The organism is Billgrantia antri (assembly GCF_019430905.1).
GTDB lineage: Bacteria > Pseudomonadota > Gammaproteobacteria > Pseudomonadales > Halomonadaceae > Halomonas > Halomonas antri.
The window spans coordinates 241,117-267,090 of the sequence record NZ_JAHYCA010000006.1; the positions used below are offsets into that span (position 1 = coordinate 241,117).

General features: G+C 67.2%; 25 protein-coding genes. 7 read left to right on the forward strand and 18 right to left on the reverse strand.

Annotated elements, in window-relative coordinates; all coding sequences use genetic code 11:
- The first annotated feature begins 99 nt into the window (after window positions 1-99).
- The 3 genes from dksA to KPL81_RS16465 all read left to right on the forward strand — a co-directional run bounded on the left by dksA (window position 100) and on the right by KPL81_RS16465 (window position 3,242).
- Window positions 100-528, forward strand: coding sequence for an RNA polymerase-binding protein DksA (gene dksA / locus KPL81_RS16455; protein WP_219793100.1), 429 nt, complete (start codon window positions 100-102; stop codon window positions 526-528).
- Window positions 528-1,763, forward strand: coding sequence for a zinc metallochaperone GTPase ZigA (zigA, locus tag KPL81_RS16460; protein WP_219793101.1), 1,236 nt, complete (start codon window positions 528-530; stop codon window positions 1,761-1,763). The genes dksA and zigA overlap by 1 nt, the downstream gene beginning before the upstream one ends.
- A gap of 174 nt (window positions 1,764-1,937) precedes the next feature.
- Window positions 1,938-3,242: a D-alanyl-D-alanine carboxypeptidase gene (locus KPL81_RS16465; protein WP_219793102.1), complete on the forward strand. Its 1,305-nt coding sequence runs from the start codon at window positions 1,938-1,940 to the stop codon at window positions 3,240-3,242.
- 84 nt (window positions 3,243-3,326) lie between these two features.
- On the opposite strand, the gene KPL81_RS16470 is transcribed toward KPL81_RS16465, so the two are convergent.
- From KPL81_RS16470 to KPL81_RS16490, 5 genes are read right to left on the reverse strand one after another with little or no spacing between them, the layout of a single operon-like run.
- Window positions 3,327-4,769 (reverse strand): ABC transporter ATP-binding protein, encoded by a 1,443-nt coding sequence (locus tag KPL81_RS16470; RefSeq protein ID WP_219793103.1) that lies wholly within the window; start codon window positions 4,767-4,769, stop codon window positions 3,327-3,329.
- The gene (locus tag KPL81_RS16475; RefSeq protein WP_219793104.1) at window positions 4,766-5,593 is read right to left on the reverse strand and encodes an ABC transporter permease; all 828 of its coding nucleotides are present in this window, start codon (window positions 5,591-5,593) and stop codon (window positions 4,766-4,768) included. Before KPL81_RS16475 ends, KPL81_RS16470 begins: the two co-directional genes overlap by 4 nt.
- Window positions 5,590-6,573 carry an ABC transporter permease gene (locus KPL81_RS16480; protein WP_219793105.1) on the reverse strand — a complete coding sequence of 328 codons (984 nt, stop codon included), beginning with the start codon at window positions 6,571-6,573 and terminating at the stop codon, window positions 5,590-5,592. The genes KPL81_RS16475 and KPL81_RS16480 overlap by 4 nt, the downstream gene beginning before the upstream one ends.
- Window positions 6,570-8,111, reverse strand: a complete 1,542-nt coding sequence (locus KPL81_RS16485; RefSeq protein ID WP_219793106.1) for an ABC transporter substrate-binding protein — start codon at window positions 8,109-8,111, stop codon at window positions 6,570-6,572. The genes KPL81_RS16480 and KPL81_RS16485 overlap by 4 nt, the downstream gene beginning before the upstream one ends.
- A gap of 56 nt (window positions 8,112-8,167) precedes the next feature.
- A complete protein-coding gene (locus tag KPL81_RS16490; RefSeq protein ID WP_219793107.1) occupies window positions 8,168-8,809 on the reverse strand; it encodes a DUF1826 domain-containing protein in 642 nt (213 codons plus the stop codon).
- A gap of 334 nt (window positions 8,810-9,143) precedes the next feature.
- On the opposite strand from KPL81_RS16490, the gene KPL81_RS16495 reads away from it, so the two are divergent.
- On the forward strand, window positions 9,144-10,019 hold the full coding sequence (locus KPL81_RS16495) for a DMT family transporter (RefSeq protein ID WP_219793108.1): 876 nt from the start codon (window positions 9,144-9,146) through the stop codon (window positions 10,017-10,019).
- Window positions 10,020-10,095: 76 nt separating this feature from the next.
- On the opposite strand, the gene KPL81_RS16500 is transcribed toward KPL81_RS16495, so the two are convergent.
- The 3 genes from KPL81_RS16500 to KPL81_RS16510 are packed head-to-tail and all read right to left on the reverse strand — an operon-like array spanning window position 10,096 to window position 12,714.
- Window positions 10,096-10,977 (reverse strand): metal ABC transporter permease, encoded by an 882-nt coding sequence (locus tag KPL81_RS16500; protein ID WP_240549349.1) that lies wholly within the window; start codon window positions 10,975-10,977, stop codon window positions 10,096-10,098.
- A 43-nt stretch (window positions 10,978-11,020) separates the two neighbouring features.
- Complete coding sequence (locus KPL81_RS16505; RefSeq protein ID WP_209475615.1) at window positions 11,021-11,809, reverse strand: metal ABC transporter ATP-binding protein; 789 nt, start codon at window positions 11,807-11,809, stop codon at window positions 11,021-11,023.
- Entirely contained in the window at window positions 11,806-12,714 is a 909-nt protein-coding gene (locus KPL81_RS16510; protein ID WP_219793110.1) for a metal ABC transporter solute-binding protein, Zn/Mn family, read from the reverse strand. The genes KPL81_RS16505 and KPL81_RS16510 overlap by 4 nt, the downstream gene beginning before the upstream one ends.
- 180 nt (window positions 12,715-12,894) lie before the next feature.
- On the opposite strand from KPL81_RS16510, the gene mntR reads away from it, so the two are divergent.
- Complete coding sequence (gene mntR / locus KPL81_RS16515) at window positions 12,895-13,377, forward strand: manganese-binding transcriptional regulator MntR (RefSeq protein WP_209475619.1); 483 nt, start codon at window positions 12,895-12,897, stop codon at window positions 13,375-13,377.
- 34 nt (window positions 13,378-13,411) lie between these two features.
- Here mntR and thiE read toward each other — a convergent pair whose 3' ends face one another.
- Window positions 13,412-14,026, reverse strand: coding sequence for a thiamine phosphate synthase (gene thiE, locus KPL81_RS16520; RefSeq protein WP_219793111.1), 615 nt, complete (start codon window positions 14,024-14,026; stop codon window positions 13,412-13,414).
- Between the two features lie 56 nt (window positions 14,027-14,082).
- On the reverse strand, window positions 14,083-14,613 hold the full coding sequence (locus KPL81_RS16525; protein WP_219793112.1) for a C40 family peptidase: 531 nt from the start codon (window positions 14,611-14,613) through the stop codon (window positions 14,083-14,085).
- A 137-nt stretch (window positions 14,614-14,750) separates the two neighbouring features.
- On the opposite strand from KPL81_RS16525, the gene gloA reads away from it, so the two are divergent.
- Window positions 14,751-15,284 carry a lactoylglutathione lyase gene (gloA, locus tag KPL81_RS16530; protein ID WP_219793113.1) on the forward strand — a complete coding sequence of 178 codons (534 nt, stop codon included), beginning with the start codon at window positions 14,751-14,753 and terminating at the stop codon, window positions 15,282-15,284.
- Between the two features lie 25 nt (window positions 15,285-15,309).
- Here the strand turns inward: gloA and KPL81_RS16535 are convergent, their stop codons facing one another.
- From KPL81_RS16535 to KPL81_RS16560, 6 genes are all read right to left on the reverse strand, one after another.
- Window positions 15,310-16,047, reverse strand: coding sequence for a DODA-type extradiol aromatic ring-opening family dioxygenase (locus KPL81_RS16535; RefSeq protein ID WP_219793114.1), 738 nt, complete (start codon window positions 16,045-16,047; stop codon window positions 15,310-15,312).
- A gap of 93 nt (window positions 16,048-16,140) precedes the next feature.
- Window positions 16,141-16,572, reverse strand: a complete 432-nt coding sequence (locus KPL81_RS16540) for a DoxX family protein (RefSeq protein ID WP_209475630.1) — start codon at window positions 16,570-16,572, stop codon at window positions 16,141-16,143.
- Window positions 16,573-16,653: 81 nt separating this feature from the next.
- The gene (locus KPL81_RS16545; protein WP_219793115.1) at window positions 16,654-17,568 is read right to left on the reverse strand and encodes a LysR family transcriptional regulator; all 915 of its coding nucleotides are present in this window, start codon (window positions 17,566-17,568) and stop codon (window positions 16,654-16,656) included.
- 21 nt (window positions 17,569-17,589) lie between these two features.
- Window positions 17,590-18,753, reverse strand: a complete 1,164-nt coding sequence (locus KPL81_RS16550; RefSeq protein WP_219793116.1) for a lipocalin-like domain-containing protein — start codon at window positions 18,751-18,753, stop codon at window positions 17,590-17,592.
- Complete coding sequence (locus KPL81_RS16555; RefSeq protein ID WP_219793117.1) at window positions 18,750-21,260, reverse strand: ABC transporter permease; 2,511 nt, start codon at window positions 21,258-21,260, stop codon at window positions 18,750-18,752. The genes KPL81_RS16550 and KPL81_RS16555 overlap by 4 nt, the downstream gene beginning before the upstream one ends.
- Window positions 21,260-21,943, reverse strand: a complete 684-nt coding sequence (locus KPL81_RS16560; protein WP_219793118.1) for an ABC transporter ATP-binding protein — start codon at window positions 21,941-21,943, stop codon at window positions 21,260-21,262. The genes KPL81_RS16555 and KPL81_RS16560 overlap by 1 nt, the downstream gene beginning before the upstream one ends.
- Window positions 21,944-22,066: 123 nt before the next feature.
- Here KPL81_RS16560 and KPL81_RS16565 point away from each other — a divergent pair, with 123 nt between their 5' ends.
- Window positions 22,067-23,083 carry an AraC family transcriptional regulator gene (locus tag KPL81_RS16565; RefSeq protein ID WP_219793119.1) on the forward strand — a complete coding sequence of 339 codons (1,017 nt, stop codon included), beginning with the start codon at window positions 22,067-22,069 and terminating at the stop codon, window positions 23,081-23,083.
- A 1-nt stretch (window position 23,084) separates the two neighbouring features.
- Here KPL81_RS16565 and KPL81_RS16570 read toward each other — a convergent pair whose 3' ends face one another.
- Entirely contained in the window at window positions 23,085-24,737 is a 1,653-nt protein-coding gene (locus KPL81_RS16570; RefSeq protein WP_219793120.1) for a fatty acid--CoA ligase, read from the reverse strand.
- Window positions 24,738-24,780: 43 nt separating this feature from the next.
- Window positions 24,781-25,971, reverse strand: a complete 1,191-nt coding sequence (gene bktB / locus KPL81_RS16575) for a beta-ketothiolase BktB (RefSeq protein ID WP_219793121.1) — start codon at window positions 25,969-25,971, stop codon at window positions 24,781-24,783.
- Window positions 25,972-25,974 lie beyond the last annotated feature (3 nt).

Below are 25,974 nucleotides of genomic sequence, written 5' to 3' on the forward strand. Positions count from 1 at the left end.
AATTGCCTGATTCGACGCCGGTAAAGCAAGCAAGCGTGGAAGTGGGTGTGTGTGGCTCAAATGATATGTTATAACATAAATTTTTTAGAGGGGAGTTCCATGCAGGCCGATCCTGAGGCGCAGCGATTGCTGGCCATGCCTGAAGAGACATACATGAACGAGGAGCAGTTGCTCTTCTTTCACGCTCGCCTGCTGACCGAGCAGGCCGAAGTGGAGGCGCATCTGGAAGAAGTTCGTAAGGCCGTGGCCGACAACGAACGCAGCGGCGATGAGCTCGACCGCGCCGCGGTGGAGGAGGAGTTGCGCCTGTTGCTGCGTCAGGCCGATCGCGAGACACGTCTGCTGCGCAAGATTCGCCAGGCGCTGAGACGCATCGAAGAGGGCGACTACGGCTACTGCGCCGAGACGGGGCAGCCCATCGGCCTGCCGCGCCTGCTGCTGCGGCCTACGGCCGAGCTGTGCCTGGAGGCCAAGGAGCGCCAGGAGCAGCGCGAGCATCACTACAGCAAATCGCGAGGAGATCAATGATGACGAATGCCCTGTTGCCCGTCACCGTGCTGTCCGGCTTCCTCGGGGCCGGCAAGACCACCCTGCTCAACCATATCCTGGCCAACCGCGAAGGGCGCCGCGTGGCGGTGATCGTCAATGACATGAGCGAGGTCAACATCGATGCCGCCATGGTGCGAGGCGGTCCCGGCGACCAGGCGGGCGAGGTTGCCCTCAATCGTGCCGAGGAGCGCCTGGTCGAGATGAGCAACGGCTGCATCTGCTGCACGCTGCGCGAGGATCTGCTGGTAGAGGTGAGCCGACTGGCGCGAGAAGGCCGCTTCGACTATCTGGTCATCGAGTCGACGGGTATCTCCGAGCCGTTGCCGGTGGCGGAAACCTTCACCTTCGAGGATGAGCAAGGGCAGAGCCTTTCCAGCGTCGCGAGGCTGGATACCCTGGTCACGGTGGTGGATGGCGCCAACTTTTTGGGGCAGTACCACGAGGCGAAATCGTTGGCCGAGGCGGGCGAGAGCCTGGGAGAGGAGGACCACCGCAACGTCGCCGACCTGTTGGTCGATCAGATCGAGTTCTGCGATGTGTTGTTGATCAGCAAGACCGACCTGATCGACGACTCACAGCTGGCCGAGGTGATGGCGATACTGCGCACGCTCAATCCCGATGCCGAGCTGATTCCCATGGTGCATGGGCAGGTGCCGCTCGATGCGGTGCTCGATACCGGTCGTTTCAGCTTCGAGCGGGCGCAACTGGCGCCGGGCTGGCTCAAGGAACTGCGCGGCGAACACATGCCCGAGACCCAGGAGTACGGTATCTCGAGCTTCGTCTACCGGGCCAGGCGGCCCTTTCATCCGCAGAAGTTTCACGACCTCTTGCATGGCGACTGGTTCGGCGGCAAGCTGCTGCGCTCAAAGGGGTTCTTCTGGCTTGCCACGCGGCCGCAGTTCGCCGGGCAGTGGAGCCAGGCGGGCGGCATTGCCCACTACGGCTTCGCCGGCATGTTCTGGAAAGCGGTACCCGAGTCGCGCTGGCCCCAGGATGCGGAGAGCCGGGCCTATATCATGGAGCAGTGGGAGGAGCCTTTTGGCGACATGCGCCAGGAGCTGGTCTTCATCGGGCAGAACCTCGACGAGGCACGCATACGTCAGGCGCTGGACGAGTGTCTGGTCGGCGCTGCCGAACTGGCGGATGGTCCTGCGGGCTGGGTCAGCCTGCCCGACCCCTTTCCGGCCTGGGAGCCCCCCGGCAGTACCGTCTAGCGGCGGATCTTATTCCAGTTGATTAATAAACGGAATTTTGATGGAAGCTGCCGGAATATATGCAAAAAAACTCGCTATTCCGGCTGTAAACCGCTCCGTTAATGGCCATACTGAGCCTAGGTCCGCTTTAGAATCGGGCTACAGGGAATCATAAGGGAACCAGAGGTCTTCGTCATGCGCTCCTACAACCGACACTACCTCGGTGTGGCCGTCTTTTTCTTGTTTTGCTTTCAGTTGCTGGCCATTGACACGGCACAGGCCAACCCCCGCTATGCGGCCATCGTGATCGATGTCGAGAGCGGCGACGTGTTGCACTCCGCCAATGCGGACGCCACCCGTTACCCCGCCTCGCTGACCAAGATGATGACGCTCTACTTGCTGTTCGAGGCGCTCGAGAGCGGCAACATGCATCTCAGCCAGCCGTTGCCGGTATCGTCTCATGCCGCCTCGATGCCTGCCTCCAAGCTGTGGCTCGCGGCGGGCAGCTCCATTGCGGTGGAGGATGCCATTAAGGCGCTGGTGGTGCGCTCCGCCAACGATGTCGCGGTGGTGGTGGCCGAGGCGCTGGGCGGCACCGAGTCCGGCTTCGCGCGCATGATGACCCAGCGAGCCCAGGAGCTGGGCATGACCAGTACCGTATTCCGCAATGCATCGGGCCTGCCGGACAACGCCCAGGTGACCACGGCCCGAGACATGGCCACCCTGTCGATTCGCGTGATGCAGGATTTCCCCCAGTATTACCACTATTTCTCCACCCAGAGCTTCACCTACCGCGGCACCACCCATACCAGCCACAACCGGCTGGTGCGCAACTATCCCGGTGCCGACGGTCTCAAGACCGGTTTCATTCGCGCTTCGGGGTTCAACGTGGCGACATCGGCGATCCGCGACAATCGGCGTATCGTCTCGGTGGTGATGGGCGGCTTCACCGCCGCCTCGCGTGATACTCACATGTCTGACCTGCTCGATCGTGGCTTCGCCCGCCTCTCCATGCTGCAGCGAGGCGACTGGATCGCCCGCGCCGACGTGCTGGGCGATCGCATGGAGCTGCCGGATAGCCCGCCCGCTTCGGCGCAGCAGCTGGCGGCCGCTCCGGAGTCGCGGGCTCAGGCGCCCAGTGGCGATTCGGAGCAGCGCTACTCCTTCCAATCCGAGGTGGGGATCGAGATGGGGTCCGCTGACGATCCGATCCGTGCTCTGATCGCTCAGGCCGATGCACCACAGCAGCGCTCCGGCGGTAGCTGGGCCGTACAGGTCGGTGCCTTCAGCGACGCCGATCAGGCCCGCTACCTCGCTTCGCGCGCGGCCGATCAGTTAGCCAATTTGCTAAGCGACGTGCGGGTTTCGGTGGCCGAGTCGGGAGGGGATCAGCGCGTCTTCCGCGCCCGCTTGGTCGACATGCAGGAGAGCGACGCGCATTCCGCCTGCCATAGCCTGCGTGCCCAGGGCATGGACTGCATGGTGGTGGCACATAACTGAGCCGCATTCGCACCCCTTGGCTGGTTAGAACGACGCCCCGCATTTGCGGGGCGTCTTTCGTTTGAACTGCAAGGCGGTGACGTCTCAGGCCATGGCCGGCTCGCGCTCACGCTTGGTCACGCTCATGCTCTCGTTCCCAAGCGTGATCCTGCGGTCACAGATCCGCTCGATCAGCGCCGGGTCGTGACTCACCAGCATCACCCCGCAGCGCCGTTCGCGGGCCAGTTCGACCAGCAGCGCCAGCGTCTGGCGCTGGGTGATGGGGTCGAGACGCGAGGTGGGCTCGTCGGCGAACAGGAAACACGGATTGAGTAGCAGCACGCGCAGGATGGCGAAGCGCTGCAGCTCGCCGCCGGAGATTTCGCCGGGTCGACGACCCAGCAGATTCTCGTCGAGCCCCAGACGCGCCATCAGCGGGGGGATGCTGCTGCGATTCAGGCGATGGCGGCGGACCAGGTCGTCGAGCAGTCGCGAGAGCCGCCAGTGCGGCGAGAAGGCTGCCGGCGGGTCCTGATAGAGCTTCTGGAAGCCGAGCGAGTGCCCCGCTGCACGCCGAACCTCACCTTCATCGGCCCGGGTCACGCCGAGCAGCATGTCGCCGAGCGTACTCTTGCCGCAGCCGGATGGGCCGACCACGCCGACGATCTCGCCGGGGCGCACCGTCAGCGAAAGGTCGCGGAATAGTTCGCGACCGCCGCGGACCTTGGCCAGGCCGTTGGCGGTTACGACCGCTGCCATGTCGCACTCGCCGAGCGGCGCAGGGGCCGGCCAGCGGCTGGGCTCGGCGTCCAGCAAGCGCTTCCCGTACTCACTCTGCGGGTGAGTGAGCACTTGCTGGGCCGGGCCGCGCTCGACCACCTGACCCTGGCGCAGTATGACCACTTCGCCGCCGAGACGGCGAGCCACGTCGATGTCGTGGGTAATGGTGAGCAGGGCGCCGGCCGCCTCGGGCGTTCGCGCCAGCAGTTCTACCACCGCATCGCGCCTGGGAGCATCGAGGCCCTTGGTGGGTTCGTCGGCGATGACGATGGGCGCGCCGCCGGCACTGGCGGCGGCGAAGGCCACGCGCTGCGCCATGCCGCCGGAGAGTTCGCCGGGCAGCTTGTCGCCGGCTTCCGGCAGGCCCAGCTCCTTCAGATCGGCCCAGGCGGCTTGCAGTGACGCCCTTTGGTCGCGTCCGGCCACGTGATGATGGCTCTCGGCGATCTGCGAAACGGCGCGCATGGTGGGGTCCAGCGCATGCCAGGGCTCTTGGGGCAGCAGCGCCAGGCGGTGGCCCCACAGCGCTCGCCGCGACGTGGTGTCGGCGGCATCGAACGCCTCGCCATCGATGACCAGTTGACCTTGGGCGACGAGTCCCTTCGGCAACGTGCCCATGATCGCCTGGGCGAGCAGGCTCTTGCCCGAGCCGGTTTCGCCGAGCAGGGTCAGGCGACCGCCGGGGGTGAGCGAGCAGGAGAAAGGCGCGATCGTGACGTCCTCGCCCCGGATCGTCAGGCCCTCGGCTTGAAGTAAGTAGCTACTCATCGCGGATCCCTTCCGGCCAGCAGGTTCAGGCTCAGCACCAGCACGAACAGCACGAGTATCGGCTGGGCCATGGCCCAGGGCGCTTCATGATAGTAGGGCAGCAGTTCGATCATCATCAGCCCCAGCTCGGCGGTGGGAGGGCGCAGGCCGACGCTGACGAAGCCCATCGCGGCCATGGCGAGTATCGCGCTGGCGGCACCGAAGGCAGCCAGGGTCAGCACCTGCGGTGCGAGTTCCGGCCACAGATGGCGCCGGAACAGGTAGAGCGGGCCGAAGCCGAGCAGCCGGCTCGCCTCGAGCTGCGGCGAGGCGACCAGGATCCGGGTACGCGCGCGTACCACGCGGAAATACTCGATCCACAGTACCAGCGAAATGCCGACATAGAGCGCCCAGAAGTTACCCGGGGCGATGGCAACGAGCAGCAGTACCAGCAGCAGGCCCGGCAGTGCCAGGCAGGCATCGGCCAGGCTGCCCAGCACGCGATCGAGCCAGCCGCCGCGCCAGCCGGCGATCACGCCGAGGAGCACCCCCGGCACGGCGGCGCTGGCCACGCTCAGCAGCGCCATGCCCAGCGACAGGCGCACGGCGGACGCCAGCCGTGCCAGCAGGCTGCGGCCCAGATGGTCGGTACCCAGCGGTTCGGCGAACGATGGCCACTGCAGGATGCGGGTGAGCTGCTGGCGTGCGGGGTCGGCATCGGAGAGCCAGGGTACCAGCCAGGCGAAGGCGAGCAGCAGCGCAAGCAGCGCAGCGCCGATCTGCTGGCGACTGTTGAGTGCAGGCAGCGCCCAGCGGCGAGGGGGAGTCATGGCTAGCGTGGTCATGCGCTGCGCCTCCTGGGGTCTAGCCAGTGGCAGAGCAGGTCCACCACGGTATTGAGGACGACGAACATCAGGCCCATGACCAGGGCGGTGCCCTGGACCATCGGCACGTCGCGAGCGACGATGGCGTGTACCAGGGCGTGGCCGATGCCGGGCCAGGCGAACAGGGTCTCGACCACCACTACGCCCTCGATCAGGTAGACGAACTGCACGCCGAGATAGGCGATCACCGGCACCGCGGCATTGCGCATGCCATGACGCAGGAAGCTCTGCCGCTCGCCCAGCCCCTTGGTGCGCGAGAAGGCGTAGTAGGCCGATTGCGATACGTCGGCCATGGCGTTGCGCGCCACCCGGCTGGAGATGGCGGCCAGTGCCAGCGCCAGGGTCAGCGCGGGGAGCACGCCATGGGCGCTGCGGCCATGACCGGCGGCGGGCAACCATCCCAGCGACACCGAGAAGATCAGGATCAGCAGCAGGCCCACGGCGAAGGGCGGCAGGGCGCGCAGTACGCTGGCCGCCACTTCGCTCACGCGATCCAGCCAGCCGTTGGGCTTGAGACCGGCGATCAGCCCCAGCGGTGGGCCCAGCAGCAGCGAGAGCAGTACCGCCATCGTTGCCAGGCCCAGTGAATGGCCGAGCTGATGCCACAACTCAGCCAGCACCGGCTCGCCGCTGACCAGCGAGCGGCCCAGGTTGAATTGCAGTAGATCCCACAGCCAGCCGAAGTAGGCGCCGAGCGCCGGCTGGTCCAGCGCCAACTCGGCGCGTACCGCCTCGGCGGCGCTGGTGTTGACCATGTCGTGCCCGTAACGACCGGCAGCGATACGGTAGGCCATGTCGCCGGGCAGCGAGCGGGTCAGCACGAAGGTCAGGGTGCCGACCATCCACGCCACCAGCCCGGCCTGGAACAGGCGCTGCAGCAGCAGGCCGCCGAGGCCTGTCGTCCAGCGTGGAGTCGTCCGTGAAGCCAGCACTTGACTCATTCACTCCACCTCAGCTCGTCGATGCGGTAGCTGCGCTCCAGCGGGTCGATGGAGAAGCCTTCGAGCTCGGCGTTGACCGCGGCGGTCTGCTGGTACCAGGCCACGGGCACGACCGGCATGGCCTCGTTCAGGCGGCGTGCCACCTGCCCGGCCAGTTCGCTGCGGGCCTCCATGTCGGCCTCCTGGCGCAGGGTGTCGAGCCAGCCGGCCAGGTCGGTGTCGCGCCAGCCCATGGCACCCCAGTCGCCGCCCATGGACTCGGGGTCGGCGCCGAAGTCGTCGAGCAGGGTGCCCAGCGGGTCGGGTACCAGGCCGTAGTTGCGTGCCATCAGGCCCAGCTCCAGGCTGCCGTCGCGGTGGCCGGAGGGGATCTCGCTGGCGTTGCCTACGGCGACTTCCAGCGCCACGCCGAGTTCGCGCCACTGGTCCTGCAGGGCAGTGGCTACCAGCGGCAGCTCGGGGCGGTCGGAGAAGGTACGCAGGGTCAGCTCGAAGGCTTCGCCGTCACGCTCGAGCACGCCGTTGCCATTGGCTTGCCAGCCCAGCTCGGCGAGCAGCTCACGGGCGCGCTCCAAATCGCGTGCTTCGCCGGCATCCAGGCCGAGATGCCAGGAGCCGAGGCTGGCCGGGAACAGCTCGGCGGCGGCCGCCTCGGGGTTGCGTAGGAGACCGGCGGCGATACCCTCGCGGTCGATGGCCAGACTCAGCGCCTGGCGGGCGCGTTCGTCCTCGAGAAGCGGGTGAGCGGCATTGACCTTGAACACGATGGTGCGCGGAATCGGCTCGGCATGCAGGGTGAGGCGGTCGTTGCGAGCCAGGCGAGTCTGGCTTGCCGGATCGAGAGTGAACACCACGTCGGCATCGCCGCTCTCTGCCATCAGCGCCCGGGTCTCGCCGCGGCCCACCGCCAGGTAGCTGGCGCTGTCGATGGCGGGTGCTTCGCCCCAATAGTCGTCGAAGCGCTCTACGCCAAGCCGCTGCGGGGGCGCCACGCTTTCCACCCGGTAAGGGCCGGTTCCGATGACCTGGGAGACCCGTCCCTCGTCGTCATAGGCTGCCGGGGCGAGAATCAGCGTGGTGGAGTGGGCCAGCAGGGCCGGTAGCGGCGCGAAGGGAGATTCGAGCTGGACCACCACCTCGTTGCCGTCGGCTTCGATGGCTGCGATGGGCGCGGAGTCGAGGATGCCCGGTTTGGCCCGTGCGTGCTCGAGGCTGGCGGCCGCTGCTTGTGCCGTGAGCGGACTGCCGTCGTGGAAGCTGACGCCTTCGCGCAGGGCGAAGCGCCAGGCCAGTCCATCTTCACTGACCTGCCAAGACTCTGCCAGCCCCGGCGCGGGCTGCCCCGCGGCATCGGTGTCGACCAGCGTCTCGGCGACGCGCATGCGCGCGTAGACATAGCCCGAGGTCGACGGGTCGGCGCCGGTGATCTCCCAGGGAGCGACCACGGAGAGCGGCCGGTCGGCGATGGCTGTCAGGGGCAGCAGGGCAAGGCCAAGCAGTAAGGAACCTGGGAGCAGCGAACGAGAAGGCAGTGGCATGGCAGGATTTTTCCTTGCAGGGGTTGTTCAAGACAGACGATAAGCGACTCGGGCGTTCAGCCCGGATCCAGCGCCAGCAGCAGGCGGCGCTCGCCCGGGGCAGGCTGTGGGCTGCGGTGCACCAGGCCGCGTGTTTCGTTACCGACCCAGCCGCCGCCTTTCAGCAGGGCGAGGTCGCCCACCCCGAGCTGCTGGATGGTGCCGGGGTCGGCAACGATATCGGGTTTGTGCGGATGCGGGGCGCCGAGTCCGTCTCGGTTGACGGCATGCTCCGGCAGCCACTCGCTAGCCGGTCCGGCATAGGTACTCACCAGACGCACCGGCAGGTTGTCGACGTGAAAGCGTGGGCACATGGCGCCTTCCAGCGTGCGCAGGCGAATGCCGATGGTCTCGGTCGAGAAGAGGTAAGCCATGGCCTCGGCGATCGTGCCGATATCCTCCACCAGCGCTTCACCGGCTTCGGGGGCGGGCAGTCGGCGAGCCAGGTCTTCTTGCATCGCCGGGCCGGGTGCGCCGCGCCACTGCCATTCGAGGCCACGCGGGTGGCAGAGCTGTGCCCGTACGGCCAGGGTCAGGGCCGAGTCGAGCCGGCGCTCCATCACCGCCAGGGTGATGCCATCGTCGAAGATACGGGGTAGCACCGCGATGTCCTGGCCGAACGCCCAATGCACGGTTTTCGCAATTGTACCGGGCAGCATGTCGCCTCCTTTTGGAACTCTATAACATATCATTCATGCGGCGCATGGCTTCTGCGTGAGGAGCCGCAGGACGGTGGTCGAAAAGGAAGGGTGTAGACCCTGCTGTGAGTTGAGAATGTTGCGTTATAACATAACGAGTTTTGCCTGGCCAAGCATCTCAGAAGCGCAAAAGCAGATCCATCCCGGCCTCGACCTGCTCATGGTCAAATGCGCCATCTTGGGGCGTCGCACTTGCCGCGGCTTACGCCAGCCATTAGGTTGTTAATCAATAAGCCCCGCTGCCTTTTGGTCGGCGGGGTGGTTTTTTTGCAGCCAGCGAAGCCGAGGGGGCTCCATGTCGCCATCATTGAAGGGCATTTTGTTCATGTGCGCCGGTGTGCTGTGCCTAGCGATTGGCGATGCCATCGCCAAGTGGCTGGGCGAGGTACACTCGCCGCTGCAGATCATCTTCTTCCGCTCGCTGGTATCGCTGCCGTTGATCGCCGTGTTGGCCCACTACGGCGGCGGTCTTACCAAGCTGCGTACTCGCCGCCCCGGGGTTCACCTGGTGCGCGGCCTTATATACACCGGCACCATGGGCTGCTTCGTGCTGGGGTTGACCATGCTGCCGCTGGCCGAGGCCACGGCCATTGCCTTCGCTGCACCGCTGTTCGTCACGCTGCTGTCGGTGCCGCTGCTCGGCGAGCGGGTCGATCTTCAAGTCGTGGCGGCTTCGCTGCTGGGCTTTGCCGGTGTGATGGTGGTAGTGCGGCCGGGCGGAGAGGGTTTCCATCCCGGCGCATTGGTCATGCTGGCTGCGGCGGTTTTCTATGCTCTGCTCATGATCACTTCGCGACGCTATGGTGGTCGCGAGCATCTTTGGGCGATGGTCTTCTACATCACCCTGGTGCCGCTGGTGATCACCTCCGTCACCCTGCCATGGGTGTGGCAGACGCCTCACCCCTGGCATTGGCTGGGGTTCCTCGGTGCCGGGGTGATCGGGGTAGGTGCCACGGCCTTCATCACCATGGCGTTTCGCCATGCGCCGGCGGCCATTGCCGCGCCCTTCGACTACACCGCCATGCTGTGGGCGGTATTGCTGGGCTGGTGGTTCTGGGCCGAGATGCCCGATGTATGGGTGTTCGTCGGTAGCATCCTGATCATCGGCAGCGGCCTGGCGATCGCCTATCACGACCGCCGGACTACGCTGAAGCGTCGCCCCACTTCGTGAGGAAGCACAGCACAAACGCATGCGCGAGCGAATCGCTGCATTGCGCGGTGTTTCCCTGAGTTCCCGATCTTCTAGTCTACGTTTGGCTGGTCTGGTTCAGGCGCCAGCGCCGCCAGTGGCGGGCTACCAGCCCATGCTTGGGCGCGGCGAGCAGGGCGACGAGGAACAGCGCCGAGGCGACCAGCACGATGGCACCGCCCGAGGCGACGTCCAGCTTGACCGATAGCACCAGCCCTACCACGGCCGACGTCACGCCGACGCCGACCGAGATGGCCAGCATGCGGGGAAAGCGGTCGGTGAGCAGGTGGGCGGTGGCACCGGGAGTGATCAGCATGGCCACCACCAAGATGATGCCCACGGTCTCCAGGCTGGCGACGATGGTCAGCGTCAGCAGCAGGATCAGCCCGTAGTGAATCGCGCCGGTATTGAACCCCAGCGCCTGGGCCTGCTGCGGGTCGAAGGTGTAGAGCAGCAGCGGGCGATAGGCCAGCCAGATCGCCAGCAGCGTCACCACGCTGGCCAGCAGCGTGAGTATCAGCGCCGAGTCCTTCACCCCCAGCACGTTGCCGAACAGGATATGCAGTAGATGGGTACTGGTGGCGATCTTGCTGATGATCACGATGCCCAGCGCGAACGCGGCAGTGAACATCAGCCCCATCGCCGCATCCGACTTGATGCGCGTATGACGTTCGATGGCGCCGATACCCAGCGAGGTGAGCGCACCGGTGATGAAGGCGCCGATGAAGAACGGCCAGCCCAGCAGATAGGCGATGGCCACGCCGGGCAGCACCGCATGGGAGATGGCATCGCCCAGCAACGACCAGCGCTTGAGCACCACGTAGCAGGAGAGCAGTCCGCAGATCGCTCCCACCAGCACCGAAGTGAGCAGGGCACGCTGCATGAAGCGATATTCGAAGGGCGCGGCCAGGTTTTCCGGCAGCAGGTCGACCGCCAGCATCAGCAGGGCGGTCAAGGCATCGATCGTACCCAGGGCCAGACTTTCAAGCGGCAACACGCTCACCTCCGCTCAGCGCTCCGCGGTCGCCCACCGCCAGGCGTGCCAGCATGGCATCGCTGAGCATCTCGTCCGGCGCACCCATGCCGACCAGGGTGCGATTGATCAGCAGCACATTGTCGGCGTGGACCCGTGCGCTGGGCATGTCATGGGTCACCATGATGACGGTGCGTCCGGCGCGGCGCTCGCGCTCGAGGGTATCGAGGATCAGCGCCTCGCTGGGTGGGTCCACGCCCGCCAGGGGTTCGTCGAGCAGCAGGATCCGGGCCTGCTGCGCCAAGGCTCGGGCCAGCATCACGCGCTTCTTCTGCCCCCCGGAAAGTTCGCCGATGGGACGCATGGCGTAGTCGGCCATGTCGACGGCGTCGAGGGCAGCTTCCACCGCCTGGCGATGGCTGGGATCGGCCCAGTGGCGCGGGGCCAGGCGCCGCCACAGCGGGTCATGACGCATCAGGCCATAGCGCCCGGTCAGTACCGTGTCGCGTACCGAAATGGGAAAATCCCACTCCATGTTTTCCTGCTGTGCCATATAGGCAATGTTGCCGGCCCGGCGCTGTGCGGCAGGGCTCTCGCCGAGAACCCGCAGCTCACCGCGCAGCGGCGCGAGGCTGCCGATCACCAGGTTGAGCAGGCTCGACTTGCCGGCGCCGTTGGGGCCGACGATGGCGGTCCACTGCCCCTGGGGCAGCGACAGGGTGATGTCCTCGAGCACGGGCTGCTGGTGGTAGGCGGCACAGAGCCGGCGTGCCTGAAGCGCGGGCACGGTTTCCGTCATTTTTCACCTCCCAAGGCATCGACCAGCAGCCGGGCGTTGTGGCGCAGCATGCCGGGATAATCCGGCGCCTCGCCATCCGGCTCGCTGAGGGAGTCGACATAGAGCGGCCCGGCGATTTCCACCTGAGTCTCGCCGGCGACGCTGCGCACGTGGCGATCGGAGATCGTGCTCTCCCAGAAGAGGGCGGCCGGCTGGCGCTCTTCGATCTTGTCGACGATGCGCATGACCTGATTGGGAGAGCCCTCCTGCTCGGCGTTATTGCCCCAGATGCCGTCGTGTTCGAAGCCAAAGGCGTCGGCGAAGTAGAGGAAGGCCGCTTCGCTGGTTATCAGCAGACGCTGATCATCGGGGATGGCGGCAAGGGTCTGAGCGAGCTCGTCATGCAGGGCGTCAAGCGCTTCCCCCAGCGCCTCGGCACGCGACCGGAAGGCATCGGCGGCGTCCGGCCGGGCCTCGGCGAGGGTATCGGCAATCACCCGGGCATACTCGGCGGCGGCGCGTGGATCCATCCACACGTGGGGGTCGGCCTCGCCGGCAAAGTCTCCGGTGGCGATCGGCTGAGTGGCGTAGCCGCTCTCTTCGGCCAGGGCGACCAGCGGCACATCGTCCCCCACCGTGGCTTCGACCTGGCTGATCCATTGCTCCAGGCCGTAGCCGTTGTAGAACACCACCTCGGCTTCCTCGAGGGCGACGAAATTGCTCGGCACCAGCTCCCATTCGTGGACTTCCGCACCCACCGGGGTCAGCACCTCGACCTCGGCATCGTCGCCGGCGACTTCGCGAATGAGGTCGCCCAGCACGGAGAAGGTGGCCGCAACCCTGAGCGGCGACTCCTCGGCATGGGCCGCAGCCGGCAGGGCCAGCGCAAGAGCGCTAAGCAGTATCCATCCCTTGGGAAGCGGCATCGGTCACTCTCCTTTGACATCGGGCCTCTGGCATCAGGGCCGTTGAATACGAGTTGTTTCGTTACAGTGAGTTTCTAAGAGCATAGCTACTATTTTAGCCAAGGTTAAGTTGTAGCGTAGTAGGAAATCTCTATCGGTGCACTGTTGCTGCGCTATCAGAACATTGGCTATATTGGCGCGATGACCGATTCCCCGAACGATGTGACGCCGGATCGCCTTTGCAAGGCGGATGCCCTGCCGCCCAGCGACCAGCATGCGCAGCAGTACGCTGCCGTGCGCAATGCCCATGAAACCGAGCTGCTCGAGGACTACGTGGAGCTGATCGCCGACCTGCTGGAGCATCAGGGCGAGGCTCGCGCGACGGATATCGCCGCGCGCATGGGGGTCAGCCAGGCCACGGTGTCGAAAACGGTGACCCGGCTCAAAGCGCTGGGACTGGTCTCCAGCAAGCCCTACCGCTCGCTGTTCCTGACCGAGAAAGGGGAGGCGATGGCGGCCATGTCGAATCAGCGCCATGCCATCGTGTTGCAGTTCCTGCGCGCCCTTGGGGTCAGCGACCGCACCGCGCGTATCGATGCCGAGGGCATGGAACACCACGTCAGCCAGGAAACCCTGGACGTCATGCAGCGCTTCGCCCGCGAGCAGGAGCGCCGCGACGCCTGAGCCGGCGTCGCGACTACCCGCCGGCCCATTGATTTCAGTCGACTAGGAACGCCCGTGCGGCCACTTCGGGATCGGGCTGCCCACAGATCGCCGATACCACCGCCGGTCCCTTCGCGCCGGCGGCATGCACCTGGCGTGCGTGCTCGGCCTTGAGCCCGCCGATGGCCACTGCCGGCAGCGGGCTTGCTGCCACCAGCGCGGCCAGGCCGTCAAAGCCCAGCGGCGTGGCATGGTTGCGCTTGGTCGTGGTGGCGAATACCGGGCCGAAGCCGAGGTAGTCGAGCCTGGCTGGGTCGAGGCGGGCGAGCTGGTCGTGATTCTGTACCGAGAGGCCGAGAATGGCCGCTTCGCCCAGTGCGCTGCGGGCCGCTGCCACGTCGCCGTCGTCCTGGCCGATATGCAGGCCGTCAGCACCGCTCTCCAGCGCTACCGCCAGACGATCATTGATGATCAGCGGCACCCCGCTGCCGGCCAGCGCGGCCTTGAGGCGGCGCGCCTGGTCGATCATCTCGCCGTCGGAGGCGTGCTTGTCGCGTAGCTGTACGACGGTAACACCGCCGCGCACTGCGGCCACCACGGTCTCGACCAGCCCTTGACGGGCGCAGAGCTCTGGGTCGGTGACCAGATAGAGAGAGAGATCAAGGGACATGACGCTTCCAGCCGGAAATGGTTATGCCTCGATGATACCCCTGTGCTGGGCCGGCGTCAGGGGGCGGGACCGGCGGCACCCAGGAACCTGTCCTGCCAGTAGTCGATATGCAGCGGCACGCTGGTGACCTGACGCCCGCTGCCCGGGGCGTGGATCATCTGGCCGTTGCCGCGGTAGATGCCCACATGGGTGGCCTTGCGCCGGTCGCCGAAGAACAGCAGGTCGCCGGGTTGGGCGCGATCGACGGCCGGCAAGGCGCGAAACTGTTGGTCGGCAGTACGCGGCACCTGGATGCCCGCCGAACGGTAAGCCAGCTCCACCAGCCCCGAGCAGTCGAGCCCCTCCGGCGTGTTGCCGCCGAAGCGATAGGGCGTGCCCAAGGCACTCTTGGCGGTGGCGAGTATCAGGGCGCGCTCGATGGAGAGCCCATCCGTGCCGTGGTGCGCATCGTGAGTGGCGAGGTCGCGGCTGGCACAGCCGGCCAGCAGGGCCAACGCCAGCAGCAGTGCCAAGCGGCGCAGCAGGCGTCCGGCATCGAGGCTGAACAGTCTCGGCGTAACCGGAGTTGGCAGTGACGAGGTCGGCATCGGCAGTCGCTCTACGCAGCGGTACTTTCCCTACTTTAGCTCGAACCGGGAACTCATGGCAGCGGCGGACGGCTGGAAAAACGTCGAAGCGACCCGCATCATCAACAGCCCATGCCAAGCCTAAGGAGAGAAGACGCATGAGCTTCAAGGGAGAGCAGCATCCCGGCGTACAGGCCCCCACGCCGGACTCGCAGGGCTTTCGCCTCAACCATACGATGCTGCGGATCAAGGATCCGGAAAAGGCGCTGGCCTTCTACACCCGGGTGTTCGGCATGCAGGTGATGCGCCGCCTCGATTTCGACGAGATGGGTTTCTCGCTCTACTTCCTCGCCAAGCTGGACGAGAACGAGCAGGTGCCGGAGGAACAGGGTGAACGCACGGTGTGGACCTTTCGCCAGCGAGGCCTGCTCGAGCTGACCCACAACTGGGGCACCGAGACCCAGGCCGACTTCGCCTATCACGACGGCAACGCCGAGCCCCAGGGCTTCGGCCACATCTGCTTCTCGGTGCCGGACCTCGAGGCCGCCGAGGCCTGGTTCGATGCCAACGAGGTCGAATTCGTCAAGCGCTCGGACCAGGGCAAGATGAAGGACGTGGTATTCGTCAAGGACGTGGACGGTTACTGGATCGAGGTGGTCCAGGCCGACCGCCTGTCTGCTCTAGGGGACTGACCTCCGGTCTCGGCCTGCCTTGCCTTCAGGCGAAGGCGTAGAGATCCATTGCCAGCACGCCGTGCTCCACGCTGTGGTGCAGGCGGCTGGCTTCGCCGCCCGCGCCCAGGGCCACCAGCAACGGCTGGAAGTGCTCCGGCGTGGGGTGGTTGCGGTGTGCCTGCGGCGCAGTTTCCCACGCCAGCAGCGCGTCGCGCTCGCCGCTCGTCAGCTTATCGAATATCCAGTCGCTGAACTCGCCGACCCAGGCGGGCATCGGGGTGCCCTGCGCCTGCATCTCGGCCAGGTTATGCGTCAGGCTGCCCGAGCCGACCACCAGCACACCTTCCTCGCGCAGCTTCGCCAGCTTCTCACCTAGTTCCACCAAGTCCTGGTTCGACCAAGTCACCGGTAGCGACAGCGATACCACCGGCACATCGGCGGCGGGGAACATCAGCGACAGCGGCACCCAGGCACCGTGATCCAGGCCGCGTTCCAGCGGCACGGCGTTGAGCTTGCGAGCCAGTTTCAAGGCCAGCTCGGGGTCTCCCGGTGCCGGGTACTGGCATTCGAACAGCGCGCGCGGAAAGCCGCCGAAGTCGTGAATGGTCTCGGGCCGCTCGCTGGTGCTCACCAGCAGCCGCTCGCTGGCCCAGTGGGCCGAGACCACCACGATGGCCTTGGGCGAGAGCGTCGCGCCGAAATCGCGCAGAAAATCGTGTGCCGGCCCCGGGGTGAGGGCCAGCATGGGCGAACCATGGGAGATGAAGAGGCTGGGCAACATGGCATAGCTCCTTGGAAAAGCTCCTTGGGAAAGCTCCTCGATGCCTGGCGCCGCTGGGCGGCGTCAGGCATTGGACCAGTTCAGGCAGAGAGGTCAGGCGAAGCGGCGGCTGAGGACCAGGCTACCGCTACCGAGGCCGGCCTGCACCAGCAGTGTCACGGCCCAGAAGACCGGGTACTCCCAGCCTCCGCCCGGGTTGGAGAAGACCCAGCCGTTGCCGGCATGCACCCAGGCGGCACCGAGCAGTACCGGAATCAGCGCCAGGCTGATCCAGCGGGTATAGACGCCCAGCAGCAGGGCCAGGCCGCCACCGACCTCGGCCAGAATGGTCAGGTAGGCGATGAAGCCGGGCAGGCCGATCGATTCGAAGTAACCGACGGTGCCGGGCACGGTGAAGACGAATACCTTGAGCAGGCCGTGGGCCAGGGCCATCACACCGAGCGAGATTCGCAGCAGGGCGGTGGCATGGGCCTGGAGGGACTGGTCCTGGGAGAGGCGTAGGGACTGAGTGGCTTGCGCTTGCATGGGAAGGACTCCGTTGTTGTCAGGGATGTCCTCACTTTACGCTGCACGATTGCTGGGATAATCATCAGTGTGTGAACAACATCATTGCGCGAGAGGCGACAATCCCATTTCCCTCTCCCACTTCGGTGGGTCGCCCCAGGCCTCGGCCAGGAAGTCGAGCAGCCGCTCGACCTTGGCCGGCAGGTGGCGCCGCGCCGGGTAGACGCCATAGATTCCCAGTATGACCGGCTCCTCGTTCTGCAGCAGTGGCACCAGGCGGCCCTGGCGGATGCTTTCGGTGACCAGAAAGCTCGGCTGGTGGGCGATGCCCAGCCCGGCCTCGGCGGCGTGGGTCAGCACGTCGCCGTTGTTGCTCTCCAGCGGGCCGTGAACCGTGAGTCGGTGTCCACCGAACTGCCATTCGCTGCCGCTCGTGGTGCGATAGCGCATGCAGCGGTGCTCGCTCAGTTCCTCGAGCGTGTGCGGTTCGCCGAAACGGGCCAGGTACTCGGGAGAGGCGCACGGCAGCATGCGACAGCGTGCCAGGCGCCGTGCCACCAGGCTGGAGTCGGGCAGGTTGCCGATGCGAATGGCCAGGTCGTAGCCCTCTTCCAGCAGATCCACCCGGCGGTCGTTGAGGTCGAGACGTACCTCCAGGGCGGGGTGCTCGACCATGAAGCGCGTGATCAGCGGTGCGAGAAAGCGCGTGCCGAAGGACATCGGGCCGTTGACCCGCAGGCGGCCGCATACCTCGGTGCTGCCGGCGCCCAGCTCCGCCTCGGCTTCTTCCAGCGCCTGCAGGATTCCCTGGGCGCTGGCCAGGTAGCTTTCGCCGGCCTCGGTCAGGTGCAGGCGCCGGGTGGTACGCTGCAGCAGGCGCACGCCCAGGTGGCTCTCCAACTCCATGATCAGCCGTGAGACCCGCGTGCGCGACAGATCCAGTGTCTCCGCCGCGCGGGTATAGCTGCCGAGTTCGGCAACGCGCACGTAGGCGGTCATGGCATCCAGCAGGTTCATGGCGCTCTCCTCGCCCGACGATCAGTAGCCCGTCATTTCCAGGTATCCTACCCCGCGGCGTTCGCCGCTGTCGGCATCACGTGCGACCACCTCGCCCTCCCAGTAGGGTACGCGGGTGTCCATCCAGCGCTCGGCGTGGGGCGCCTCGACGATCAGCTCGAGCCCGGCGTGGGGAACCTCCAGGCGCCAATGGGTCGGTACCTCGCGCCCCGCCACGCGTCGCGTGTCGAGCGGCGTCATGGCAAGCTCGTCCGGGGCCAGTGCGGTGGGCTCGCCCGCGGGAGAGATCCAGGTGCCCGAGCGGTAGTCGCCGCCTTCCTTGCCCCCGCCGCGCAACTGGAAGGCCATCAGCTTGTGGCCGCTCGCCAGGTGCAGCGAGAACCAGTCCCAGCCCTGCTGGCGCTCGTCGAGCAGTTGGCTACTCCATTCGCGGTCGAGCCAGCCGCGCCCGCTCACCGCGCGGGTCTCGCCATCCAGCGTGACCTCGCCTTCGATGCGCCAGAAGGGCTGGCTGTAGTACATGGAACCAGAGATCATCGAGCCTTCCCCATCGGCCGATTTCTGGCTGAAGCCGGCATCGCCGTGCAATACCAGCGGCCCCTCGGCGGTTAGCGTCAAGTCGTAACCGAAGCCGCCGTGCTCGTCGTCCTGGTGCGCCTTCAGCTCCAGCCCGGCGAAGGTATCGCCATCGCCTGACGGATCGCCTGATGTTTCTATATGGCTGGCCAGCTGCCAATCGTCGATCCAGGCGCGAAACGGTTCGGCGATCGCCCCCGCCTGCCCCTCTTGGTCTGACGAATGACTGCGGGCGAAGCGCTCGGCCACGCGGTGGGTATCGCCTCGGGAGACAGCCATGTGCGCCATCCACAGCTGGTCGGCGGCCCAGGGAGTAGGCTCGGGCCGCTGGCCGGGCGGGGTGAGTGCCTGGCGGAACAGCGTCCACTGCAGGCCCAGCGGCTCGCCGCGTGCGTCCGTGAGGTTGGCAGTGAGGTACCACCACTCGATGCGATAGTCCGGGTGGGCGGCGTGATCCTCGGGGAAGCGCAGCTCGATGCCTTTTGCTGCTTGGGCGAAATCGTCAGCCGCCTCGCCCAGCCCGGCGAAGCCGGCAGGCTCGTCGGGCGTCGGCTCGCCGCAGCCAGCCAGCGTCAGCAGCAGGAGCGTGACAACAAACCCAGGCCTCATGTGTCGCCCTCCTCCGCCAGCAGGGCGCGGGGCGGCGTGCGCCAAAGGCGGGTCGCGGGGAGCGCCGCGGCGAGCAGCGCCACCGCGCCGGCGGTCGCCAAGGTCAGGGCGATGTCGCCGGGGAAGACGTGCAGCGGTAGGCGCCAGCCGAAAGCGGCCACGTTGATCACCGCCACCAGACCCAGTGCGAGCAGGCTTCCCAGCGGCACGGCGAGGACACCGACGCCCAGCGCCATGCCGGCCAGCTGTACCAGTTGCACCGTCACCAGGCGGGCGCGCGGCACGCCCAGCGCCCACAGCGGGGCGAGCTGACGGCGGCGTTCCCGCGCCTGGGCCAGCAGGCTGGCGAGCAGAGCCAGGGCGGCCACCGCCAGGGTCAACGCGGAGAGCGCCCGGGTGATGGTGAAGGTGCGCTCGAAGATCTCGACGGAGACCCGCTTCACCTCGCGCTGGTCGACCAGCGCATCGCTGCCGAGTTCGAAGCGCTGGCGCAGCGCGTCTCGCAGTGCGGCCTCGTCGACGTTTGCGGCGAGCACGATGCCGATCGAACTGGGCGTGGCGGCAAAACGCTGGGCCAACTGCGGCGTGGCCAGCAGCACCTCGCCGCGGGTGTTGCCGTAGTCGGGATAGACGGCCGCCACCGTCAGCGTCTCCTGGCCGCTTGGGGACGTCAGCGTCAGGCGGTTGCCCGGTTCGAGTCGCTGGTCGATGGCGAGCTGTTCGTTGACGAAGGCGGCCTCGCCTGCGGCGAACGCCTGCCAAGCGGCGTCGCGGCCTGCCTGGGTCGCGAGTAGCGGCCAGTTCGGCATGAGCGACTCGCCGGGCGTGATGCCGTAGAGGCCGACCGGCAGCTGCGGCGAGCGCGATCCCTCGGAGCTCACGATCCCGAGCAGTGTCGCCTCGGCATGGCGGGTCGGCAGCAGCTCGCCGACCTCGGGGCGCTCGGCCAGCCACGTCTGCACCTCATCGAACTGCTCGGGAGCCGGGCGCAGGTAATAGTCTGCCATCAGGCGCTGGTCGAGCCAGTCGAGGAAGGTGAGGCGAAAACCGCCGACCATGCTGCTCACGCCCAGGTTGGCGGAGAGAGCGATCAGCAACGCCATCATCGCCAGTGCCAGCCGCGGCAGTTGCAGTTGCAGGTCGGCCAGCGCCCACTGGGCCAGCGGGCGGTGTCGCACCAGCCGGCCGAGCCCGGCCAGGACCAGGGCGATCAGCGGCGGCAGCAGCAGGGCGCTGGCCAGCAGCAGCGCGGCGATCAGGCCGAAGCCGGGCAGCAGACCCTCGCCAGCGGGCTGGCGCGAGAGCCAGGCCCACAGGATGAGCCCCACTGCGCTGACGCCGCCTCCCGCCAGTCCCATGCCGCGCAGCTGGCGGTAGAAGCCGGTGCGCCAGGCCTGGGCCTGGCCCAGTCCCAGCACGCTGAGCCTGGCGGCCCGCCACAGCACACCGCTGCCGGCCAATAGCAGCCCGCCCAGGGTGACGCCGAGCCCGCCGAGCCAGTAATGCCAAGGCAGATTGAGCGTGACCGCCACCTCGGCGCCATAGAGGCTGCCCAGGGTGGCGGCCACGTCGGGCAGCAGCATACGGGCCAGCCACACGCCGCTGATGATACCGGCCACGGCGCCGGCGACACCCAGCAGCAAGAGTTCCAACGCCAGCAGGCCGACCAGGCCGCGCCCCGACACTCCCAGGGCACGCAGCGTGCGCAGCATGCCCAGGCGCTGCTCCAGTGCCAGGCCCAGCGCCGCCTGCACGATGAACAGCCCCACCACCAGCGCCAGCAGCGCCATGGCGCTGAGGTTGAGATGAAAGCTCTCGGTGAGCTGGCCGGGCGAGACCAGCGTGGCCGCCCGGGTCAGCACCAGCCCCTCGGGGGGCCGCTCGAGTGCGCCGGGGGCGGTGACCAGGCGCGACAGCCGCTCGCCGCTGTCGAGTAGCGCCGCGGCGGCGGCAATGTCCATCACCAGTGTGTCGGGCGGCAGCGTGGGCGAGAGCACCAGCGGCGGCAGCCGGCCCTCGGCCAGACCGCCCAGGCGCGGCTCGGCGCCGCCTGCCTCACGTGCGCTCAGCCCCAGCGCAGGCAGGGTGTCCGGGGCGACGCGGGTCTGCCACGGCGAGGTGAGGAAACCGGTCAGCTCGCCCTGGCTCGAGGCGGCGGCGAAGGCGCTATCGCCGGGCAGGGTCAGCGGGTCGATGCCGATCACGCGCAGCTCGGTGCCGTCGGACACATCCAGCGAGCCCTCGATCAGCGGCGAGACGGGCAGTCCGGCGCGGCGCAGGCGCAGGAAGTCTTCGCGGGTCAGCGGCTCGCCGTCGCGGCGCTCCAGGCGATCGAGCCCGGTGGTGAACAGTGCCTCGGCGCGGGCGTAACTGTCGCGGGCCGAGGCATTGATCGCCTGCACGCCGCTCCACAGCGCACCGGCTACCCACAGCCCCAGCAGCAGCATGGCGAGCTGGCCGGGGTGGCGCTTGTAATGCGAGAGCAGTGTTGCCAGGGCGATCAGCATCAGCGGTGGCTCACCGCCTGGCCCGAGGGCGAGCCAAGCCGGCCGTGGGTGAGATGCAGGCAGCGATCAAGCGGTGCCGCCACCTGGGCACTGTGAGTCACCATCAGCATGGCGCTGCCGGCCTCGCGCACGAGATCCAACAATAGTGACAGCACCTCACCGGCGGTGGTCTCGTCGAGGTTGCCGGTGGGCTCGTCGGCCAGCAGCAGGGCGGGGCGCGGCGCCAGCGCCCGGCCGATGGCCAGGCGCTGCTGCTGGCCGCCGGAGAGCTGCTCGGGGTAGCGTCGCTCCATGCCGGCAAGCCCCAGGCGTTCGATCAGATGCGTTGACCATTCGGGCCTTTCGCACCCGGCCAGACGCGCCTGCAGGCGCAGGTTGTCGAGCACGCTCAGGCTCGGTACCAGATGGAACTGCTGGAACACCAGGCCCAGGGTGTCGCGACGCAGACGCGCGCGAGCCGGCTCGTCCAGCGTGGAGATCGAGCGGCCGTCAACCAGCACCTCGCCGCTGTCCGGCAGGTCGAGCCCCGCCGCCAGGTGCAGCAGGGTCGACTTGCCGCTGCCCGATTCGCCCATCAGCGCCAGGCTTTCGCCGGGGCGCAGCTCGAGGTCGACGGCAGTGAGCACCGCGAGCGGGCCCTGGGGTGTAGCGTAGGCCTTGTGAACCTGGCGAAATTCGAGCATGGCGGCTCCCGTCGATATCGCGGCGATGATGCCATGGTCGCAGAGTATCCAACCAAGGCACCGGGTAACTTACCATGAGCACGCGATTCGATGTCGCCAGGCCGGAACCGGAGGGAGTGGGGCATGACCGTCACGGTATCCATGCATTTCGTCAACGAGCTGTTCCGCGGGGTGCCCGAGAGCGAGGCGGCTCGCGAGGCGTACCTTGCCCGTGCCGGGATTTCGCCGTTTCTGCTCAGTGCCCCTCACGGGCGGGTGACCGTGGACCAGTTCGCCACGCTCTACCGCCTGCTGGTCAACGAGCACGACGACGAGACGCCGGGTTTCTTCGCCCGCCCGCTGCGCGGAGGGACGCTGAAACTGCTGTGTCTGAGCGTTCTGGAGGCGCCGACGCTCAAGGTGGCGCTGCACCGCTATACGCTGTTCTTTCGCATCGTGCTGGATGACTTCGGCTACGAATACGGCATCGAGAATGGTCTGGCGCGGGTGGCCCTGGTGGAGCATCGGCCGCTGTCGGGCAGCCCCATTCTGATCCATGAGCTGATGCTCAAGCTGTTCCACGGCATCGCATCGTGGATGATCGCGCGCAAGATCCCGCCGCAGATGATGGAGTGTGCCTACGCCCAGCCGGCCCACAGCGCCGACTACCTCTATTTCTACCCGGGCAAGGTGAGCTTCGAGCGGCCGCAGACCGCTATCTACTTCGATGCCGCCCTGCTGGAGCAGCCGATCCGCCAGACCAAGCAGCACCTGGGAGCCTTCCTGCGTCGGGCGCCGGCCGACTGGTTCTACGTCTCCTTCGCCGATCGCCTGGTCTCGCACCGGGTGCGGGAACACCTGATGCGGCACCTGGCCACGTCGGGCTCGGTGCATGATGTGGCCAGGGCGCTGCACATGTCGGTGCGTACCCTGGCACGCCGGCTGGCCGACGAGGGCACTCACTTCCAGGCGGTAAAGGACGAGTTTCGGCGCGACTTCGCCGTCCAGGCACTGACTCGCTCCGAACGGTCGCTGCCGGCCATCGCCGACGAGCTGGGCTTCACCGACCTGGCCTGCTTCAGCCGCGCCTTCAAGGCGTGGACGGGCAACTCGCCCGCCGCCTACCGGCGGGCGCCGGTACCGCTTATCCGCAGCGTCTGATTCAAACCTCCTGGCGTATGCGCTTCTTGTCGAGCTTGCCCACGCTGGTCTTGGGAATCTCGTCGACGAAGCGCACGAGCGAGGGGATCGCCCAGCGGTTGATGCGGCCCTCCTCGACGAAGCGCTCGAGGAACGCCTGCACCTCTTCGGCCTTGGGCGGGGTGTTGAGATCGCTGGGTACCGCCAGCGCCGCGGGGCGTTCACCCCACTTCTCGTCGGGCACGCCTATCACCGCTACCTCCGCGATGCCGGGGCATTGGCCGATCAGGTTCTCCAGCTCCAGCGAGGAGATCCATTCACCGCCGGTCTTGATTACGTCCTTGATGCGGTCACGGATCTGCAGGAAGCCGCGCGCGTCGAGCACTGCCACGTCACCGGTGTGCAGCCAGCCGTCGCGCCACAGCTCTTCGCTGCGGGCCTCCTCCTTGTAGTAGCCTTGGGTCAACCAGGGGGCGCGAACGCGCACTTCGCCGACGCTCTCGCCGTCGTGGGGCAGCGGTGTACCGCTCTCGTCGACCACCTGAAGATGCACCAGAGGAACGGCCACGCCGGCCTTGCAGCGCCACGGCAACTGGGTCTCGAAGCCGGCCTCGGCGATGTCACGGGGCAGGATATCGGCGGTTAGCAGAGGACAGGTCTCGGACATGCCGTAGGCGCTACGAGTGTCGATGCCGAGCTTCCAGGCCTTCTGCGCCAGCGGTTGGGTCAGCGCGCTGCCGCCCACCAGCACCTTCCAGCCGGAGAGGTCGACCCTGCCCGAGGTTATCGCTTCAGCGCTCACCACCATGTTGAGCAGGGTCGGCACGCAGTGAGAGAAGTCGACTTTCTCGCCGACCAGCAGCTTGACCAGCATTTCCGGCTCGTAGCGCCCGGGGTAGACCTGGGTGGCGCCCAATAGCGTGGCGGTGTAGGGCACGCCCCAGGCATGCACGTGAAACATCGGCGTGATCGGCATGTAGACCTTGTCACGGTCGAGCAGCTCGAAGCCCGGGCTCTGGAAGGTGCTGGCTTCGCCCAGGGTGTGCAGCACCAGCTGGCGATGGGTGAAGAACACACCCTTGGGGTTGCCGGTCGTGCCGGTGGTGTAGAACAGCGTGGCCACCGCGTTCTCGTCGAAGATGGGAAAGTCGTAGCGGGTCGGCTGCTCGGCCAGCAGCGCCTCGTATTCGCCGACCAGGTTGAGCGAACTCTCTCGCTGGGCCGGTGCGTCCTGGCACAGCAGGTAGCCGCGGATGCGCGGCAGGCGAGAGGCGAGGGGCTCGAGCAGCGGTACGAAATCCTCGTGTACCAGCACGAAGTCGTCCTCGGCGTGCTCCATGGTGTAGTGAATCTGCTCCGGCGAGAGGCGTACGTTCACGGTATGCAGCACCGCGCCGAGCATGGGAACGGCGAAGAACGCCTCCAGGTAGCGGTGACTGTCCCAGTCGAGCACCGCCACCACGTCGCCTGCCTCGACGCCCTGACGGGAGAGCAAATGGGCGAGCTGATGCACCCGCTCGCGAAAGCGGCGGTAGTCGTGGCGGCTCAGGTCGCGGTAGACGATCTGGTTGTCGCCGGCCATGCGCACGCCCGAATCGAGCAGTTCGCCGATCAGTAGCGGTGGGTTGGTCGCCGAGGGCGTGGCAGGGAGGATCTTCGGTGTGACGGTATTCATCTGCGGCTCCTTGTACTTGTATCCGTCCTGAGAGTGCGCTGGCCTAAGGCGTTCTTTCGATCAATAGCGCAATACCCTGGCCGCCGCCGATACACAGGGTGATCAGCCCGTAGCGGCCGCCGGTACGCTCCAGCTCGGCCAGTGCCTTGATCGTCAGAATGGCACCGGTGGCACCCACCGGATGCCCCAGCGCCACGGCGCCGCCGTTGGGGTTGAGGCGCTCGGCGGGGAAATCGAGCTCCCGGGCCACCGCCATGGCCTGGGCGGCAAATGCCTCGTTGGACTCGATCACGTCGATGTCGGCGATGGAGAGCCCGGCTTCGTCGAGGCAGCGGCGTACGGCGGGTATCGGCCCCAGGCCCATCACGCCGGGTTCGACCCCGGCGGTGCTGGCGCCGATCAGTCGGGCGCGGGGCGTGAGTCCGCGGCGTGCGGCCTCGTCGGCGTGGGCCAGCACCAGCGTGGCGGCACCGTCGTTGATGCCCGAGGCGTTGCCGGCGGTGACCACGCCCTCCTTGGCGAAGGCGGGCTTGAGCCGGGCCAGGTCCTCCAGGGTAACGCCGTCGCGCACGTGTTCGTCGCGGTCGAACTGGCGCTCTTTCTTTCCCTCGCGCACCGTGACCGGCACGATCTGGCCGTCGAAGCGGCCCTCGGCGATGGCGCGGGCGGCCTTGTGGTGGCTCTGCATCGCGAAGTCGTCGATCTCGTCGCGCGTGAGCCCGCAGCGCTTGGCAATGTTCTCTGCGGTCACGCCCATGTGGCCGCTGCCGAAGGGGTCGCTGAGCACGCCCAGGGTCAGATCGGTGACGCTGGCGTGGCCCATGCGCAGGCCGTTGCGCGCCTGGGGTGGCAACAGGTAGGCGCCGCGGCTCATCGACTCGGCGCCGCCGGCCAGCGCCAGGCGGCTGTCGCCGAGCACGATCTGCTGTGCCGCGGAGAGAATCGCCTGCACGCCGGAACCGCACAGGCGGTTGACGTTGAACGCCGCCGCGCTCTCGGGCACGCCAGTGTCCAAGGCAATGTGCCGGGCCAGATAGGCGTCCTGCGGCCCGGTGGTGATGATATGGCCGTACACGGCGTGGTCGATCTGGCCGGCTTCGACGCCGGCGCGGGCCAGCGCCTCGCGGGCGGTCGTGGTGCCCAGCTCATGCGGGGCGAGCCCGGCCAGGCTGCCGCCGAAGCTGCCGATGGCGGTGCGGGCACTGCCGAGAATGACCACGGAATCGAGCCGCATGGT